The sequence below is a fragment of the Mycobacterium sp. genome, from assembly GCF_049673265.1.
Classification (GTDB): domain Bacteria; phylum Actinomycetota; class Actinomycetes; order Mycobacteriales; family Mycobacteriaceae; genus Mycobacterium.
In genome coordinates this window covers 1-1,519 of sequence record NZ_JBATXN010000250.1, presented here as the reverse complement: position 1 = coordinate 1,519, position 1,519 = coordinate 1, and the positions used below count along the sequence as shown (strand labels likewise).

At 64.1% G+C, this 1,519-nt stretch carries 2 protein-coding genes; one reads left to right on the top strand and one right to left on the bottom strand.

The genetic code is table 11. The features are described from left to right. On the top strand, positions 1-915 hold a 915-nt coding region (locus WBF82_RS08845; RefSeq protein ID WP_424382673.1), incomplete at its 5' end, for a DUF4331 family protein. Positions 916-931: 16 nt separating this feature from the next. On the opposite strand, the gene WBF82_RS08840 is transcribed toward WBF82_RS08845, so the two are convergent. Further along, positions 932-1,486 (bottom strand): methylated-DNA--[protein]-cysteine S-methyltransferase, encoded by a 555-nt coding sequence (locus WBF82_RS08840; protein WP_424382674.1) that lies wholly within the window; start codon positions 1,484-1,486, stop codon positions 932-934. Between the last annotated feature and the right edge of the window lie 33 nt (positions 1,487-1,519).

Genomic DNA, 1,519 nt, shown 5'->3' with positions numbered 1-1,519 from the left:
GTCAACCCAGCGGCAAATGCGCATACCGCCGCGCCGTTTCGCGACGAAGCGGTCTACGCGTTCCGCTTCGACACCGACGGCGACCGACACGAGGATGTGTCGTTCAAAGTACGGTTCGGCGAGATCTCCGACGCGAGCTCGAACACCGGGACGCTCAATCACATCCAGAGATTCGAAGTCCGCCGAGCGGATCACCTGCCTGACGGCCTGAGCGGAGACGTGTTGGCCTGCGGTCCAACCGAGGAAGTCGTGTCTGGCGTGAAAGGCGTACGCGCATTCGCCGCCGTGGTCGATGATCCCTTCGCTGGTGATGCAGCCGCGCTCGAGGCATTCAAGGCTGCCTTCGCCGAGGGCCATTACAATCCTGAGGCATTTCACAACCGGGTCAACTTCTTTCACGACCGCACTGTTGCGGCAATTGTTCTCGAAGTGCCGAACCGGTTGATTGCCAATGCCGGTCGTGTGAACGCGTGGGCAACGGTCTCATTGTGTGGGCATGCCCCCGAGCAACAGGTAGCCCGCTGGGGGCTGCCATTGCTTACCCACATTTATCTCGGCGGAGACGATCTACGCGAGCGGTACAACCATAGTCGGCCATCCGACAACGAGTCACTGTTCATCTCAAGCATCGTGTCGACGGTGAGCAAATACGCCGCCGCGGCCGGTGTTACCGATGATCCCGATGCGTATGGTCGTCGGGTAGCGGGGTTATTCGGATCCCTCACCCTGCCATACGAACTCGGCACTGTCGCCTCGTTCGACTACGCGGGCTTTAACGGCCGATCGCTACGGGATAACGTAATGGACAGCATGCTGTCATTGCTGACAAACTCCCCGCTGGGAACCGGCGTTGCCCCGGATCCGGCCCGATTCGACCGCACGTTTCCCTACCTACGGTCGGTGGTGTCGGAGTGACGTTCCTCTAGCAGTCTCACGCCACGCCCTCCAGTTCGAGCAGGGCTCGCTTGGCGGCGGGGCCACCGCGATAGCCGCCCAGGGCGCCATCGGATCGCACGACGCGGTGGCACGGCACCACGACCGGGAGGGGGTTAGTCGCGCAGGTCGTTCCGACGGCGCGAACAGCCTTGGGAGAACCTGAAAGTCGGGCCAGGGTGGCGTAGCTGGCGGTGGTTCCGTAGCCGATGTCGGCCGCCAGGTGTCCCAGAACCACTCGCCGAAATCCTTTGGAGAGCTGCCAATCCAGCGGCACGTCGAAGGTGCGGCGGCGCCCGGAAAAATATTCGTCGAGTTGGCGGGCGACGGCAGCCAGCCGCTTCGGGGCGTGCAGCAATCGGGAGCTGATGCGGTCGGAAAGGTTCTGCACCACCGCGTCGTGGCCCTCGCTGCTGAATGCCACGCGCACCAGCCCGGCCGGTGTCGCGGCCACCAGCAGGGCGCCGACGGGTGAGTCGACCGTTCGGTAGGCGACATCGAGAAGGTCGTCGCGGTCGGCAGCCGCCGCCAACCGGGCGTGCAGGCGGGTGATGTCGCCGTCGTCAACCGGGTAGAGCGCGGCGAG